The sequence below is a fragment of the Tyzzerella sp. An114 genome (assembly GCF_002161055.1).
Taxonomy (GTDB): domain Bacteria; phylum Bacillota; class Clostridia; order Lachnospirales; family Anaerotignaceae; genus Fimicola; species Fimicola cottocaccae.
This window is the reverse complement of the sequence record NZ_NFLT01000006.1, coordinates 200,915-218,214: the sequence shown is the minus strand read 5'-3', so window position 1 is coordinate 218,214 and position 17,300 is coordinate 200,915. Positions and strand designations below refer to the sequence as shown.

Sequence of the window (17,300 nt, the reverse complement as noted above, 5' to 3'; positions counted from 1 at the left end):
GAAGAAGAAAGACTGCGTAAAGATATAAAAAATAATATAATTAAAGTATATATTGAAAATATTAAAAATGTTTTTAATGAAAATAGAGTTGAATTTACTAATTTACAAAAGTTTATACATAGAAATAAAGATAGAAGTATAGAAAGTATATTTAATAGTATGCCTTCTATAATAAGAGAAATTTATCCATGTATGATTATGAGTTCTGATTTTGTATCTAAATATATACCTTTAGATTTTGATAAATTTGATGTTGTTATTATTGATGAAGGTTTTAATTTGTCTGTTGATAAATCACTTATACCTATTTTTCATGGTAAAAGATGTTTGATTTTTGGTGATGATACTTTTAAATTTGATACATATTTTGAAAGTATATTTGAAAGGGCTATTATTATGAATGTGCCTAAAAAAACACTTAAATATGACTATGAAAATATAGTTGAAAATACTTTGGATTTATCAAATAAAGAATTTTGTTATAACAATGAAAATGTATTTAAAAATAATTCAATGATTGATAATATTGCAAAATATTTGATAAAAGAAGGTTTTGATGTAAATACAAATATAGGAAAAGGAAAATTTAAAATTGATATAGGAATTGTATCAAATAATAGAGATAAGTATTCACTGGGTATTATTGTTGATGATTTTAAAGAATTTAAAAATAATATTGGTGATAGAGAAATTATTTATCCAGATGTGTTAAAAAATAAAGGTTGGAATATTTATAGACTGTATTCTGTCAATTGGCATACAAATTCTCAACGTGAAATTGATAATATAAAAAATATTGTGGCACAAATAGAAGGGGTATAAATTATGGGTAAAAATATTAGCATTGATGAGTTTTATAGAGCTTTTAAAGAAATTAATTACTATGAACAATTTAAAGAATATTATGAAAGATTTCTGGAAGAAACAAGAGTAAATATTGATATTTATAGAAAATTAGCAAAATTATATATTGAAGAACTTAAAAATATTGATTTTGATGAAAATAATTTGTGGAAAAAAGGTTTTATATTAGGCTGGAGTCTTATTTATCCTTGTTCATTGAGAGAACGTGACGATGAAAAGGTTAGTCGTAAAGATATAAGTGAAAAAATAATAAAAATTATACAAGACAATATGGAATGTTTTGGTTTTGAAACAGACAGCAAATATAAATATATTGCTCTTGAAGTTTCTGTTGATGTTTTTACAGCTTTTGGCTCTATTGATGACAGAGTTGGTTTTCCTGCTGTAATGTGGGACATGCTTTCTAAATTACAAAGTGAAGCTGATTATAGTAATTTTTATGGTGTTAATTCTTTAGATACTGTTATAAAAAGAACTGTTATGAGACTTGAATATTATGGATATGAAAAATTTGATTTAGAAAGTCTTAGAGATAAAGAGAATAGAAAATATGTAAAAGATTTTTTGAATATTGTAATAAATAATTTTAGATATAATCCTAAACCAACTAATAAAAATAGTGTTAAAAAGAATAATTTTAAAACTTATAAACAACAAAATATTTCAATTTTAATATTTGTAGGTTTAATGTGTTTTATAGCAGGAATTGTAGTTGGTGTTTTATTGTGTATAAACTTTGGTTTCTTTGTAATCTGATAATAATTATATAGTTTGCTTTTATGGAAAAATATGATATTTCTACAATTAAAATTTTGTGTATATTTTGTATTACTTTACAAATAATACAATTACAGACATAATTTAAAAGTGGAGGAGTTTTTTTATGAAAGCAACAGGAATTGTCAGAAGAATAGATGACCTTGGAAGGGTTGTTATACCTAAAGAAATAAGAAGAACACTTCGCATAAGAGAGGGAGACCCTCTTGAGATATTTACAGACCGAGAAGGAGAAATAATATTAAAGAAATATTCACCAATAGGTGAACTTGGAACATTTGCAAAGGAATATGCTGAAAGCCTTGCACAGGCAGCAGGACATATAACTTGTATTGTTGATAGAGACCATATTATAGCTGTTTCTGGTGGTTCTAAAAAAGATTTTTATGAAAAACATATAAGTGCTGACCTTGAAAAATGTATAAATCAGAGAAGCACAGTTATTGCAAAGAGAAATGAAAGCAATTTTGTACCTATATTGGAAGACGATTTGGAAGATGTTTATAACAGTCAGCTTATAACTCCTATTATTTCCGAGGGAGATGTTATGGGTGCTGTGCTCTTTTTATCAAATGACAGACCTATGGGAGAAGTTGAAGGTAAATTGGCTCAGACAGCAGCCGGTTTTTTAGGAAAACAAATGGAACAATGATATTTAAAAAAAAGCCTTTTTTGTTAAATCAAAAAAGGCTTTCACTTTTTTAGGTGTTAAAATTCAGTTTTAAAAGATTGTGTTTTATGGTAAAATAGATAAGATAATTTTTATTGCAGAGGTGTATTATTTATGAAAGGCTTGTTTATAACAATAGAAGGTACAGACGGAGCAGGAAAATCTACACAGATAGAACTTTTGACAGAATATCTTTCAAAAAAAGGTAGAGATGTTTTGGTTACAAGAGAACCAGGTGGTACACCAATAGGAGAAAAAATAAGAGAGATAATACTTGATACAGAAAACAGTGAGATGAGCGATATTACAGAAGCTATGCTTTATGCAGCCTCAAGAGCTCAGCACGTAAATGAAAAAATAAAACCGGCACTCTTAGAAGGTAAAATTGTTATATGTGATAGATTTGTAGACTCAAGTATTGCCTATCAGTCTTCTGCAAGGGGAATTTCAAGAGAATTAATAGAAGATATAAATAAATATGCTGTTTGTGGTATAACTCCTGATATTACACTCTATTTTGATATAACACCGGAAGAAGGAATTAAACGCAAAAAAAATATGCATAAGCTTGACAGAATAGAGAAAGAAAAAGAAGATTTCCATAAAAGAGTTTATGATGGATACCAAAATCTTTTGAAATTATATCCTGAGAGAATAAAAAGAGTTGATGCTTCACAAAGTATTTCTGATGTACATAAACAGGTAATAGAATATATTAATAAAATTTTGTAATTATTAATTTTAGAGAGAAGGTATGTTTTATGAAACTTGTAATTTCAATTATACATGATGATGATGTTAAAAATACAATGGACACACTTCGTGAGGAAGGTTTTTTTGTTACAAAACTTTCATCAACAGGTGGATTTTTGAGAGCTGGAAATACAACACTTCTTATAGGTGTTGAGGATAGACTTGTTGAAAAAGTTATGAGTATATTTGAGAGATGTTGTAAGAGTAGAAAAGAGCTTACAACAATAGAAACTCCTTATGGTGGTGTTCAAGGGTATGTTTCAAGACCTATTGAAATTGTTGTAGGTGGAGCGACAGTTTTTGTTGTTGATGTTTCAGAGTTCAGAAAATTCTGATTTTGGAGATAGTATATATGAGAACCTTTAGAAATATAACGGGTAACCAAACAATAATAAAACTTTTAAAAAATGCAATATTTTATAATAAAGTTTCCCATGCCTATATAATAAGTGGCGATGAAGGTTGTGGAAAAACTTTGATTGGAGAAACTTTTGCAAAAACTTTATTATGTGAGGAAGGCAAAACTGATGCTTGCTGTAACTGTATAAGTTGTAAAAGCTTTGAAAATGGAAATAATCCCGATATATTCTATGTTAAACCTAAAAAGGGAAAAACAAAATCAATAGGTGTTAATGATATTCGTGAGCAAGTTATAGAGAATGTATCAATAAAACCTTATAAATACAAATATAAAGTATTTATAATTGAAAATGCTGATGATATGACAAAAGAGGCTCAAAATGCCTTTTTAAAAACTCTTGAAGAACCTCCAGAGTATGGTGTTTTTATACTTTTGGCAAGAAATCCTGAAAAGTTTTTGCCAACGGTACTTTCAAGATGTGTAAATATAAAAATACGTCCTCTTTCAAATGGTGAGGTTATAAATTATATAAGAACATATACAGAGATACCTGATGAGAAAATAGAGCTTTTTGCTGAATATTCAAGGGGAAGTATAGGAAGAGCTCTTATGATGTCCCAGTCATCAGAGTTTATAGAAATGCGTGAAAATATTATAAATACAATAACAAATCTTTATGGTAAAAATGATTTTTATGCTTGTGACTCTGTAAAGTATATTGAGGAGTATAAAAATGAAAAAGGTCTTTTAGATATAATGTATATGTGGTACAGAGATATGTTATCAGCAAAAGTTTTAAAAGATGATAAATATATTATACAGAAAGATAAAAAAGATATAATTTTTAAAGAAGCCAATAAATACAGTGCTGAGTGTATTATAGATAAGGCAGAAGCCTGTCTTGAGGCTAAAAATCAGCTTTTAAAGAATGTAAACTTCCGTCTCTGTATGGAAGTTCTTCTTATGAAACTAAAGGAGAGTTATTAAATGATAGAAGTTGTAGGAATACGATTTAAAAAGGCAGGAAAAATATATTATTTTGACCCTGACGGACAGACTATTGAAGCCGGAAGTTATGCTATTGTAGAGACTGCAAGAGGTGTTGAATATGGTTCTGTAATAAAGGGTAATATGCTTGTACCTGATGAAGATGTTGTTCTTCCTCTTAAAAAAGTTATACGTGTAGCTACTGATGAAGATACAGCCCTTGCTGCTGAAAATAAAATAAAAGAGAATGAGGCTTTTGAAGTTTGTCTTGAAAAAATATCAAAACATCAACTTGATATGAAACTTATAGATGTGGAAATAACTTTTGACCATAATAAACTTATATTCTACTTTACATCTGATGGCAGAGTTGACTTTAGAGAGCTTGTAAAAGAGCTTGCTGCTATATTTAGAACAAGAATAGAATTAAGACAGATTGGTGTTCGTGACGAGGCTAAAATGCTTAATGGTATAGGCATATGTGGTCGTCCTCTCTGTTGTGCCACATTTTTGGGAGATTTCCACCCTGTTTCAATAAAAATGGCTAAAGAACAAAGTCTTTCACTTAATCCAACAAAAATTTCAGGTATATGTGGTCGTCTTATGTGTTGTCTCAAATATGAAGAGGACGTTTACGAGGAACTTAATAAAAAACTTCCTAATGTTGGAGATATAATATCAACACCAGACGGAAATGGTGAAATACTTTCAACAAATGTTCTTATGCAGGTTGTGAAAGCTGCTGTTAGAAAAACAGAAAATGATGCACCTACAATAGGTTTTTATGCTGTTGATGAAATAAAAGTTATAAAACGCAAAAAGAAGGCTAAACAGGACGAGGCTGAAAAGGAACTTGAAAAACTTCTTGGAGATAAATATGATGACTGATAAAGATGTTTTTATAAATGATTATGAGAGGGTTGATGACCTTCATAGAAAAGGTTATAAAATAATTCAAGACCCTAAAAAGTTCTGTTTTGGAATTGATGCTGTACTTTTAAGTGGTTTTGCCACTGTAAAAAAAGGTGAAAATGTTCTTGATATGGGTACAGGAACAGGAATAATACCTATTTTGCTTGAGGCAAAAACAGAAGGTAATCATTTTACAGGATTAGAGATACAAGAAGAAAGTGTTGAAATGGCAAGAAGAAGTGTAAAACTTAATGGTCTTTCAGATAAAATTGATATTGACCAAGGTGACATTAAAGATGTTCTTAGTATGTACAAATTGGCGTCTTTCGATGTTATAACTTCAAATCCTCCCTATATGAATGATGGTGGAGGTCTTAAAAATGATTTTACACCAAAAGCTATTGCCAGACATGAAATACTTTGCAGTCTTGATGATGTTATAAAAGGGGCAGCAAAACTTTTGAAAAATGGCGGAAGGTTTTATATGGTTCACAGACCTCACAGACTTTCTGATATTATGTTTAAACTTAGAGAAAATAAACTTGAACCTAAAAAATTACGTTTTATACACTCTTATATTGATAAAGAGCCTTCTATGATTTTGATTGAAGCTGTAAGAAATTCAAAATCATGGCTTAAAGTTATGGCTCCTCTTATTGTATATAACAGTGATGGAACATATACAGATGAGGTTTATAAAATATACTATGAATAGGAGGGGGAATTATTGTACGGTACACTTTATCTCTGTGCAACTCCCATAGGAAACCTTGAGGATATTACTTTAAGGGTTTTAAGACTTTTAAAAGAATGTGATGTTATTGCTGCTGAAGATACAAGACATACTTTAGGGCTTTTAAATCACTTTGATATACATACACCTCTTACAAGTTATCATGAGCATAACAAAGCGTCAAAAGGTCCTAAACTTGTTGAAATGCTTAAAGAGGGAAAAAATATTGCTCTTGTCACTGATGCAGGTATGCCGGGAATATCTGACCCGGGAGCTGATATGATTGCTTTATGTCGTGATGAGGGTATAAATGTCACTGTTGCACCAGGGGCTGTTGCAGGAATAACAGCTCTTGTACTTTCAGGACTTCCCACAAGACGTTTTTCTTTTGAGGGATTTTTGCCTTATGATAAAAAAGAAAGACGTGAAGTTTTAAAATCAATAGAAAATGAGACAAGAACTCTTATATTTTATGAAGCACCTCATCATCTTAAAGATACTTTGAAAGAACTTTATAATGCTTTAGGTGATAGAAATATAGCTTGTATAAGAGAACTTACTAAAAAATATGAGGAGGTCAAAAAAGAACCTCTCTCAAAACTTATGGAATATTATGATACAAATCCGCCTAAAGGTGAGTTTGTTGTAGTTGTTGAGGGAATTTCAAGAGAAGAACTGAGAAAAAATGAAATTCAGTCCTTTGAGGAAATGACAATAGATGAACATATGCTTATGTATACAGAAAAGGGAATGTCTGAAAAGGAAGCTATGAAACAAGTAGCAAAAGACAGAGGAGTTTCAAAAAGAGATATATATGCATATATTCATAAATAATAGATAAATAATTTATAAAGGAGTAATTACTGTGATTTCATCACAAGAAAGAACATACGAAGTTTTAAAAGAACTTGGAATTGAATATGAACTTTATGAACATGAACCTATATATACAATAGAGGCAGCAGAAGAACTTGACAGAAAAATGGGTCTTCAAATATGTAAAAATCTTTTTATGAGCACAAGACACAGTACAGAGTTCTATCTCATACTTATGCCTGGTGAAAAACGTTTTAACAGTGGAAAAGTTTCAAAACAGCTTGGTGTTCCTAGAATGACTTTTGCAAAAGATGAGTATATGAAAGAATATTTGGGACTTCTTCCCGGCTCTGTTACACCTTTAGGACTTATACAGGATACTAACAAAGTTGTCAACTTTATTGTGGATAAAGATGTTATGGCTATGGACAGAATTGCAATTCACCCTTGTGTAAATACTGCCACAGTTATAATAAAATTAAGTGACCTTTTGGAAAAAATACTTCCTTACACAGGTCATACATATAGAGTGGTAGAAATTGAACAGTAAAAAATATATTTTTGAAAGTATGGATGAATACAGCAAAAACCCTAGATATCCTTTTCATATGCCGGGGCATAAAGGGGGAAGGCTGTGTTCCTTTTCTGATGTGTATAAGTTTGATATAACAGAGATAGATGATTATGATAATCTTCATAATCCAGAAGGAATGATTAAAAACTCTCAAGAGAGAGCCTTAAAACTTTTTGGAAGCGATTATACATTTTTTATGGTAAATGGAAGTAGTGGCGGGAATATGGCTGCTATTTTAAGTGTTTGTGGTGATGGTGATAAAATAATTGTTGCTAGAAACAGCCATAAAAGTGTATTTTCTGGAATAGTTTTGTCTGGTGCTGATGTTAGATATGTTTATCCTGAAGTTTTTAATGATACTGGAATTGTTGGACAAGTTACTGTGGAAAGTATTGAAAAAGCTTTATGTGAAAATCCTGATGCAAAAGCTGTTTTTATAACAAGTCCAACCTATGAGGGTTTTACTGCTGATATTGAAAAAATAGCTGATTTAGTACATAAAAATAATGCTATTCTTATAGTTGATGAGGCTCATGGTGCCCATTTTAATTTTAATGATTATTTTCCTGGAAGTGCAATTAAACTTGGAGCTGATATTGTAATACAAAGTGTTCATAAAACATTGCCTTCTGTAACTCAAACAGCACTTATGCATATTAAGGGTGATAGAGTAAATATTGAAAATATAAAATCTGCTCTTGCTATGGTTCAAAGTTCAAGTCCTTCATATATTTTTATGTCATCTATTGATAGATGTTGTGATTTTATAGAAAAAGAAGGAAAATATTATTTTGATAAATATGTTGATACTTTAAAAGAATATAGAGAAAAATTTAAAACACTTAAAAATATAAAAATTATTGGTGAAGATTTTGTAAATATATGCGGTGTAAAGTCTTACGATAAAGGCAAACTTGTTTTTATTGTAAATGATACTAGCACAGAGTATATAAATAAAATATTGATAGAAAAGTATAATATACAGCTTGAAGCTGTTGGAAGAAATCATATTATAGCTATGACTTCTGTTGCAGACACAAAAGAAGGTTTTGAAAGACTTTTTAATGCTCTTTGTGATATTGATAAACATATAAAATATGAAAAAAGCAGTGTTTTAAACTATTGTAATGTTGATATTTTTCAGACTGTGTCTTTGAGAAAAGCGTATTTTTTAGAGAAAGAGAAAGTTTCACTTTATGAGAGCGTTGGAAAAATATGTGGTGATTTTTTGATACCTTATCCTCCGGGTATACCTGTATTATGTCCGGGAGAAGTTATTACATCAAAGGCTTTAGAATGTATTTGTGAGTTTATTGATAAAGGTATAAATGTTTTGGGTGTTGATGAGTCTTTTGGTGTGAAGGTGTTGTGTCAGAAAGAGAAGTGATTTTATGGATTTTTTTGAATATATTGATTTTTATGACATAGTTTTTGCAGGAAGTCTTGCTTTTGTTCTTACTGTTATAATAGTTATAATAAGAAATGTTATTATGCCTGGATTTTTTCTATTTAAAAATGATGGAGAAATGTTTTATATGAAACATAATGGCATTGATACAGATGAAACTATTGAAAAATGTAAAACTCTTTTTCCCATTGAAAATTTTTATTTCAGAGGTAGTGTTTTTAAACGTGGAATGAATGTAAAAGTTGTAACAAGCGGTGAAAAGGGAAAAAGCAGTGTTATAAAAGGAAGATTTATGGGCAAAAACGATTTTGACACAATATGTATTTTAACGGAAAATAAAATGATTATATGTTTTGTAGACGCTATATCACATATAGAAGAAGAAAATATTATATAAATATTAGAGATGTTCAAAAAGAACATCTCTTTTTTATTGTTATTTTAATAAATTTTATAAAAAATTAACCTAAAATATTTTACGATAATTCAGGATAAATCTTGTCTAAATTTGGATAAAAATCAAAATGATATTGTTTAATATACTAACTGTACATATGCAAAAATCCTTATATTTTTACAGAATTCTTAATTAAACTATGTCTTTTTTATGTGTTTTATATAATATGATGTCGAAAAGGAATATTCTGTACAGTTTTAAAATAAAATGATATAATCCTAGTGATTCAAAAAACCGACCAGTCGGTCTGATAAAACAGGCAGAAGAAAGAGAGAGATTTTATGGGTACAAAGGAAGCTATTTTAAAAAGTTCATTTGACCTTTTTTTGAGGGACGGTATAGGTGAATCATCCGCAAATGAGGCAATTAAAGTTTCTGGTGTTACAAAGGGCTGTTTTTATCATCATTTTGCAAGTAAGGACGAACTTATAAACGAGGTCATAAATAAGTATATATGTCCTTTTTTTGAAAAACCTTTGGAAAGACTTAGGGCACAGATAAATGATGATAAATTGAGTAACCCGAAAGAAAAACTTTGGTTTTGTTACAGTAGAACACCTGATTTTGATGAATTTGGCGAGCTTTATACAGGACTTAAAAATATAAATACAAGAAATTTCTTTTTTCTTGTGTATGAATGTATGAAGCGTTATCCTTACTTGTCAGATTTAAGATGCAGGTGCAGCCGTGAGATGATAAAACTTACAGCTGAAATTATTGACGAGGGAAAACTTTGTGGTGCAGTTAAAAGGGAAATAAATTCAGAAAATACAGCAACAGCATTATATGCCCTCAAAGATGGTATGCAAGCATTGAACTTTATTGACGGCGAAATAAAACTTATTGATAAGTACGAGCTTACATTTGGGCAAATCTGGAATGAAATTCAGACTTAATTTAAGGAGGACAAAACATTGAAGGATATAAATAAAATTGTTAAGGTCGGAATTGATATAGGCTCAACAACTATAAAAGTTGTCGCGGTCGATGACGATAATGAAATGATTTTTGGAAGATATAAAAGACATTTTTCAGAAATAAAGAAAACTTTACAGGATATACTTTCACAGACTAGAGAAGTTTTAGGAAATATAGATATAACAGCAATGATTACAGGTAGTGGCGGTGTTTCAATAGCTGATGAGCTTAAAGTTCCTTTTATACAGGAAGTTGTTGCTACTGCAAAGGCTGTTGAAGTTTCTGCTCCTCAGACAGATGTTGCCATAGAGCTTGGCGGTGAGGACGCTAAAATTATATATTTCCAAAATGGTATTGAACAGCGTATGAACGGTGTTTGTGCCGGTGGTACAGGTTCATTTATTGACCAGATGGCTTCACTTTTAAAAACTGACGCTTCAGGTCTTAATGAGCTTGCTAAAAATCATAAAGTAATATATCCAATAGCATCACGTTGTGGTGTTTTTGCGAAAACAGATATTCAGCCTCTTATAAATGAAGGTGCTGCAAAAGAGGACTTGGCAGCTTCAATATTTCAGGCTGTTGTAAATCAGACAATAAGCGGTCTTGCTTGTGGAAAGCCTATAAGAGGTCATGTTGCTTTCCTTGGTGGACCTTTACATTTCCTTTCAGAGCTTAGACAGCGTTTTATAGATACTCTTAAACTTACAGAAGAAACAACAATTCTTCCTGAAAGCTCTCATCTTTTTGCGGCTTTTGGTACTGCTGTAAGTTGTACAGGAAAAGTTGTTTTAACTCTTGATGAACTTATAGACAGACTTAACAACAGTAAAGAACTTAAAATGGAAGTTAGTCGTCTTGACTCACTTTTTACTGATGTTAAAGACTATGAACAGTTTAAAGAGAGACATGACAAAGATAAAGTTAAGAGAAGAAATTTAAGTGATTATGAGGGAAAAGCATTCCTTGGTATTGATGCGGGAAGTACAACAACAAAAGTTGCTCTTGTAAGTGATACTGGAGAACTTTTATATTCATACTATGGAAGTAATGAGGGAAGCCCTCTTAATGTTGTTATAAAGAGTCTTAATGAGCTTTATTCAATACTCCCTCCAAATGTTAAAATTAAAAATTCCTGTGTAACTGGTTACGGTGAAGGTCTTATAAAAGAGGCTCTCATGGTTGACCTTGGATATATTGAGACTGTTGCCCATTATAGAGCGGCTAGTTTCTTTAAGCCAGATGTTGACTTTATACTTGACATTGGCGGACAGGATATGAAATGTATAAGAATTAAAAATAATGTAATTGACAGTGTTCTTTTAAATGAGGCTTGTTCTTCTGGCTGTGGTTCATTTATTGAGACATTTGCAAACTCTCTTAAATACAGTGTTTCAGACTTTGCAAAAATTGCTCTTTTTGCAAAAAATCCTATTGATTTAGGTTCAAGATGTACTGTATTTATGAACTCAAGAGTTAAACAGGCTCAGAAAGAAGGAGCGGAAGTTGGAGATATTTCAGCGGGACTTGCTTATTCTGTAATAAAGAACGCTTTATTGAAAGTTATAAAAATTTCTGACCCTAAGGCTTTAGGTAAAAGTATAGTTGTTCAGGGTGGTACATTCTATAATGATGCTGTACTTAAAAGTTTTGAGGTTATATCTGGCAGAGAGGCTGTAAGACCTGATATTGCCGGTATAATGGGTGCTTTTGGTTCTGCTCTTATTGCCCTTGATAAATATGAAGAAGGCTATGAGACAAGACTTATAAGCAAAGAGGCTATGAATAACCTTGAAATAAAAACAACTCTTGCAAGATGTGGACGTTGTACAAATAATTGTCTTTTGACAATAAATAATTTCACAGGTGGAAGAAGATTTATTACAGGTAATAGATGTGAGAGAGGTCTCGGACTTAATAAGACAAACAGTGATGTTCCTAACCTCTTTAAATATAAACTTCACAGACTTTTTGAAGTATATAAACCTCTTGATGAGAATTTAGCGAGAAGAGGAACAATAGGTATTCCTAGAGTTCTTAATATGTATGAGGATTATCCTTTCTGGTTTACATTCTTTACAGATTTAGGATTTAGAGTTGAACTTTCTCCTCTCTCAGATAAAAAACTTTATGAGAAAGGTATTGAGTCAATACCTAGTGAGTCAGTTTGCTATCCTGCAAAACTTGTTCATGGTCATATTATGAGCCTTATTGAAAAGGGAATTGATACTATATTCTATCCAGGAGCTCCTTTTGAGAGAAAAGATATACTTGAGGCTGATAATAACTATAACTGTCCTATTGTTGCTTCATATTCTGAGAATATAAAGAACAATGTTGAGGAACTTCGTGAGAGAAATATAACATTTATGAACCCATTTATAAATATGGGAGATAAAAACTCACTTAAAAAGAGACTTTTTGAGGAGTTCGAAAAGTTTGGAATTACAGCTCATGAAATTGAAGAAGCTGTTGAAAAAGGTTGGAATGAATGGACAGCTTTCAGACATGATATGCATAAAAAAGGTGAGGAAGCTGTTAAATATATTGATGAGCACGGTATAACAGGTATTGTTTTAAGTGGTAGACCATACCATACTGACCCAGAAGTAAACCATGGTATTCCTGAACTTATTGCAGGATATAATATAGCTGTTTTAACAGAAGACAGTGTTGCTCATCTTGGAAAAGTTGAAAGACCTTTAGTTGTTCGTGACCAGTGGGCTTATCACTCAAGACTTTATGAGGCAGCAGCCTTTGTTAAAACAAAAGAGAATATTGAACTTGTTCAGCTCAACTCTTTTGGTTGTGGTCTTGATGCTGTAACAACTGATGAAGTTAAAGATATACTTACAGCAGCAGGAAAAATATATACTTCTCTTAAAATTGACGAGGTTAATAACCTTGGTGCTGCAAGAATAAGAGTTCGTTCTCTTATTGCAGCTATTGAAGATAGAAAGAAAAAAGGCGTTGTAATTAAAAAAGCTGACGCTTCATTAAAGAGAATTATATTTACAAAAGAAATGAAGAAAAATTATACTATTCTCTGTCCGCAGATGTCACCTATACATTTTGATATATTCAAAGATGTTTTTGAGTCCTGTGGATATAACATAGAAATTATGCCTGCTATGGATAGAAGTGCTGTTGATACAGGTCTTAAATATGTTAACAATGACGCTTGTTATCCTGCCCTTATTGTTGTAGGTCAGCTTTTAAATGCTGTAAATTCAGGAAAATATGATAAAGACAAAGTTGCTTTACTTATAAGCCAGACTGGTGGCGGTTGTCGTGCTACAAATTATCTTGGATTTATAAGAAAAGCTCTTAAAAATGCTGGAATGGGTGAAATTCCTGTTATAGCTGTAAGTGCTGGAGGAATAGAGAAAAACCCTGGTATGAAGTTTACACCAGCTTTAATAAATAGAGCACTTCAGGGACTTATTTATGGCGACTTGTTCATGCGTGTTCTTTACAGAACAAGACCATATGAAAAAGTTGAAGGTTCTGCAAATGCACTCTATGAAAAATGGAATGCCATTGTAAAGAAAGATGTTAGAAGTGGAAATATAATTAAATTTAATTCAAATATAAGAAATATTGTAAAAGACTTTGACAATCTTGAAATTACAAATGAAGTTAAACCTAGAGTTGGAGTTGTTGGTGAAATTCTTGTTAAATTCCACCCAACAGCAAATAATGACATAGTTGGACTTCTTGAAAAAGAAGGTGCAGAAGCTGTTGTTCCTGACCTTGCAGGTTTTGCCCTTTACAGTGCTTATAATAGTGTTCAGAAGGAAAAATTCCTTGGTGGCACAAAGAAAGGTAAAAAGGTTGCAGAAGCTGTCATAAAAGTTATAGAGATGTATCAGAGTTCTATGATAAAAGCTTTAAGTGAAAGCAAGAGATTTGATGCTCCAGTAAGTATAAGAGAGCTTGGAGAGATGGCAGAACCTATTGTTTCACTTTGTAATCAGACTGGAGAAGGTTGGTTCCTTACAGGTGAGATGATGGAACTTATACATACAGGCGTAAATAATATAGTTTGTACACAGCCTTTCGGTTGTCTTCCTAACCATGTTGTTGGAAAAGGTGTTATAAAAGAACTTAGAAGAAGATATCCTCTCTCAAATGTTGTGGCAATAGACTATGACCCAGGTGCAAGTGAAGTTAATCAGCTTAACCGTATTAAACTTATGCTTGCCAGTGCAGAGAAAAATCTTTATAGAGATGAGGCTTATTCTAAAAAGAAACATTCTTCAAACTATAATGTTAAACCACAAAATAAGAGTGTAAAGGCTTAAATATAAAAAAGGACTTTCTTAATTGAAAGTCCTTTTTTAATAAATTTTTTTGTCAATAATTTTATATTATATATCAATGACTTTGTATAGTTTTAACGAATTTTATAATTGTTATAAATTTTAGTTTTTTGGAGGATTAGCAGTAGTATATAGAATGAAATTATAGTATTTTAAACTATATACTCTGTTTTTCTCCCAATTTCTCTTTTTTACTCTAAATTTAATTGATTGTTTAATATTTACAGCAATATTATAATCTTAAATGATAATAGAGTATGTTAAACTGTCCAAAGGTTTAAATTTTTATTCATCTATTATTTACAGGAGTTCATGGCTATGAAAAAAAGTCAATAAAGTTTAAGATTTCAATGCTTTATATAAGTCTTATTATTGTAATGCTTATTCTGGGGGCGGCCTCCCTTTGGAATATGTATGCTATAAGACAATCTGTAACAAATCTTATTACTACAAATTATAACAGTATTGAGCGTATAACCTCTATGAAGGAAGCCCTTGATGCTCAAAAACTGGAAATAATGCTTTATATTTATGATAATGAAAACAGCAGGGTTCACCGTGAAAACTTTGATGGGTATGATAGAACTTTTATGTCTAATTACAGTGAGGAGTATAAGACATTGGTTATACCAAAAGAGGTTGAAATTATTAAGGAGATATCAGGTTGTTATGAAAGTTTTGGGGATAGCTTTGATGAGCTTATGTCCCTTGAAATTGATGGTGTGAAGGAAACGGAAAAAAAACTTGAATATTTTAATGAAAATATATACCCACTCTATACTAGTACAAATAGTGCTTTAAATGAGCTTTTAGAGTCGAATGAAAAAGCTCTTTTTGCAAGACAAAATGAAGCAACAGATGTTATTCAACTTTCAATAAAAATTTTGCTTAGCCTCTTTGTTATTACAGGAGGAATAAGTTATATAACTTCTAAGTTTTATACAAATAGGCTTTTAAAACCTATCTATGAGGTTACGGAAAATATAAAATCCGTAAGACAGGGAAATATGAACAGAAAGACTGCTGTTGAGGCAGGAGATGAGCTTGGTGTTTTATGTACCGAGTTCAATAATATGACGCAAAGACTTTCGGAGTTTGAGCAAAGCACAATGGGAAGTCTTATGGAGGAAAAAAACAGAACTTTTGCGGTCATGAGGAGTATTACAGAGCCTATGGTGATTATAGATGAAAAATCTAATATTACCCTTATGAACCGTTCTTTTGAAAAGCTTTTTTCTACAACAATAGAGGAGTCCTTTGGAAAACATTTTCTTGAGGTTGTTTCTTCTGGAGGACTTTTTGATGAACTTTCAAAAATTAATTACAGGTCAGAAAAATTCTCTGAACAGATTGTGAAATTTATAAAAAACGGAAAAACAAAATATTATAATGTTATGGTTACACCTTTCCATTATTGTAATGGAAATGATGAAAAATTTTCAGAAATAATAGTTTTTTATGATATAACAGAGATGAAAGAGCTTGAAAAAATGCGTAGTGATTTCATTGCAACTGTGTCCCATGAGTTTAAAACACCTCTTACATCAATAGTTATGGGGGCGGATTTACTTTCTATTGTTGGAGGGGATAAACTTAATTCGGAACAGATTGAAATTATAAACACTATAAAAGAGGATAGTGATAGACTATGTACTCTTGTTAATGACCTTTTGGAACTTTCTAAAATTGAGTCAGCTGAAGGTGTTTATAATTTTTCAAAGTGTAATATGAAAGATATTATAAATTCGTCTCTTAAACAGTTTAAAAATATCGCAAAAAATAATAAAGTTGAGATTTATTCATATATTGATGAAAATATACCTTTTATTATTGCTGATGAGTCAAAAATAAAATGGGTTTTGAATAATCTTTTATCAAATGCTTTGAAATATACAAAGGAAAATGATACTATAACAGTACGCTCTTTTTATGAGAATGGTTTTGTTAAAACATCTGTAAGTGATACAGGTATGGGAATACCTGAGGATTTTATAGATAGAGTTTTTGAAAAATATGTTCAGGTATCCGGCTGTGATATTGAAGTTAGAGGAAGCGGCATAGGTCTTTCGGCTTCTAAAAATATTATAGACGGACACAAAGGTCGTATATGGTGTGAAAGTAGTGTTGATTGGGGGAGTACATTTACTTTTATTCTACCTGTAAATAATTTGGATAAAGGTGATTTAGTATGAGAAAAGCTCTTATTATAGACGATACCAAAAATATTCGTATTATGCTTACAAAATGTCTTGAAATATCAGGATATAATGCAGATACAGCTACAAATGGTATTGAAGGAATGAAACTTCTTGAGGATTTTAATTATGACCTTATATTTCTTGATATAAAACTTCCAGAACTTAGTGGCACAGAAGTTTTAAAGAGAATAAGAGGAAAGGGCATAAATACCCCTGTAATAATTATAACTGCTTACCCTACAATTAAGAATGCTGTTGAATGTACGAGACTGGGTGCTGTTTCATATCTCCAAAAACCTTTTACGGCAGAGAGACTTAAAAATACTTTGCAAAGTCTTAATCTTGATTTCTCTTGTGGTGGTGATGAAAGAGAAAAAGAAAGTGATTTTGATAAGGAACTTGAAAAAGTATATGAGATGTTTTTAAAAAATCCGGCAAACCCAGAAATATATAATATTTTGGCAAAAATCTTTAAAGATAAAAAAGAATATGAAAAGGCTGAAAAATTTATTAAAATAAAAGATATTCTTAGTCTTTAAATATATTTTTA

The 17,300-nt window shown here is 30.9% G+C and carries 16 protein-coding genes; all 16 read left to right on the top strand.

Translation table 11 applies throughout. From position 1 onward, the window contains the following. Nucleotides 1-822 (top strand): hypothetical protein (locus B5E58_RS13445; RefSeq protein WP_158097706.1); only part of this gene is annotated, 822 nt, incomplete at its 5' end. A 3-nt stretch (nt 823-825) separates the two neighbouring features. Then, nucleotides 826-1,620: a hypothetical protein gene (locus B5E58_RS08020; RefSeq protein ID WP_088109165.1), complete on the top strand. Its 795-nt coding sequence runs from the start codon at nt 826-828 to the stop codon at nt 1,618-1,620. A 127-nt stretch (nt 1,621-1,747) separates the two neighbouring features. After that, nucleotides 1,748-2,293: a stage V sporulation protein T gene (gene spoVT, locus B5E58_RS08015; protein WP_088109164.1), complete on the top strand. Its 546-nt coding sequence runs from the start codon at nt 1,748-1,750 to the stop codon at nt 2,291-2,293. A 132-nt stretch (nt 2,294-2,425) separates the two neighbouring features. Next, nucleotides 2,426-3,043: a dTMP kinase gene (gene tmk, locus B5E58_RS08010; RefSeq protein WP_088109163.1), complete on the top strand. Its 618-nt coding sequence runs from the start codon at nt 2,426-2,428 to the stop codon at nt 3,041-3,043. Between the two features lie 29 nt (nt 3,044-3,072). Next, nucleotides 3,073-3,399 (top strand): cyclic-di-AMP receptor, encoded by a 327-nt coding sequence (locus tag B5E58_RS08005; protein ID WP_088109162.1) that lies wholly within the window; start codon nt 3,073-3,075, stop codon nt 3,397-3,399. 17 nt (nt 3,400-3,416) lie between these two features. Further along, entirely contained in the window at nt 3,417-4,412 is a 996-nt protein-coding gene (locus B5E58_RS08000) for a DNA polymerase III subunit (protein ID WP_088109161.1), read from the top strand. Continuing rightward, nucleotides 4,413-5,300 carry a PSP1 domain-containing protein gene (locus tag B5E58_RS07995; RefSeq protein WP_088109160.1) on the top strand — a complete coding sequence of 296 codons (888 nt, stop codon included), beginning with the start codon at nt 4,413-4,415 and terminating at the stop codon, nt 5,298-5,300. Continuing rightward, nucleotides 5,290-6,039, top strand: coding sequence for a tRNA1(Val) (adenine(37)-N6)-methyltransferase (locus tag B5E58_RS07990; RefSeq protein WP_088109159.1), 750 nt, complete (start codon nt 5,290-5,292; stop codon nt 6,037-6,039). Before B5E58_RS07995 ends, B5E58_RS07990 begins: the two co-directional genes overlap by 11 nt. Nucleotides 6,040-6,051: 12 nt before the next feature. Beyond that, a complete protein-coding gene (gene rsmI, locus B5E58_RS07985) occupies nt 6,052-6,891 on the top strand; it encodes a 16S rRNA (cytidine(1402)-2'-O)-methyltransferase (protein WP_088109158.1) in 840 nt (279 codons plus the stop codon). Nucleotides 6,892-6,922: 31 nt separating this feature from the next. Further along, nucleotides 6,923-7,423: a prolyl-tRNA synthetase associated domain-containing protein gene (locus tag B5E58_RS07980; protein ID WP_158097705.1), complete on the top strand. Its 501-nt coding sequence runs from the start codon at nt 6,923-6,925 to the stop codon at nt 7,421-7,423. Continuing rightward, nucleotides 7,413-8,834 carry an aminotransferase class I/II-fold pyridoxal phosphate-dependent enzyme gene (locus tag B5E58_RS07975; protein WP_088109156.1) on the top strand — a complete coding sequence of 474 codons (1,422 nt, stop codon included), beginning with the start codon at nt 7,413-7,415 and terminating at the stop codon, nt 8,832-8,834. The genes B5E58_RS07980 and B5E58_RS07975 overlap by 11 nt, the downstream gene beginning before the upstream one ends. 4 nt (nt 8,835-8,838) lie before the next feature. Next, the gene (locus B5E58_RS07970) at nt 8,839-9,252 is read left to right on the top strand and encodes a hypothetical protein (RefSeq protein ID WP_088109155.1); all 414 of its coding nucleotides are present in this window, start codon (nt 8,839-8,841) and stop codon (nt 9,250-9,252) included. 341 nt (nt 9,253-9,593) lie between these two features. Further along, a complete protein-coding gene (locus tag B5E58_RS07965) occupies nt 9,594-10,208 on the top strand; it encodes a TetR/AcrR family transcriptional regulator (protein ID WP_088109154.1) in 615 nt (204 codons plus the stop codon). 27 nt (nt 10,209-10,235) lie between these two features. Continuing rightward, nucleotides 10,236-14,534: an acyl-CoA dehydratase activase-related protein gene (locus B5E58_RS07960; RefSeq protein WP_206608565.1), complete on the top strand. Its 4,299-nt coding sequence runs from the start codon at nt 10,236-10,238 to the stop codon at nt 14,532-14,534. A 299-nt stretch (nt 14,535-14,833) separates the two neighbouring features. After that, a complete protein-coding gene (locus B5E58_RS07955) occupies nt 14,834-16,744 on the top strand; it encodes an ATP-binding protein (RefSeq protein ID WP_330395626.1) in 1,911 nt (636 codons plus the stop codon). After that, nucleotides 16,741-17,289: a response regulator gene (locus B5E58_RS07950; RefSeq protein WP_088109152.1), complete on the top strand. Its 549-nt coding sequence runs from the start codon at nt 16,741-16,743 to the stop codon at nt 17,287-17,289. The genes B5E58_RS07955 and B5E58_RS07950 overlap by 4 nt, the downstream gene beginning before the upstream one ends. The last annotated feature ends 11 nt before the right edge of the window (nt 17,290-17,300 follow it).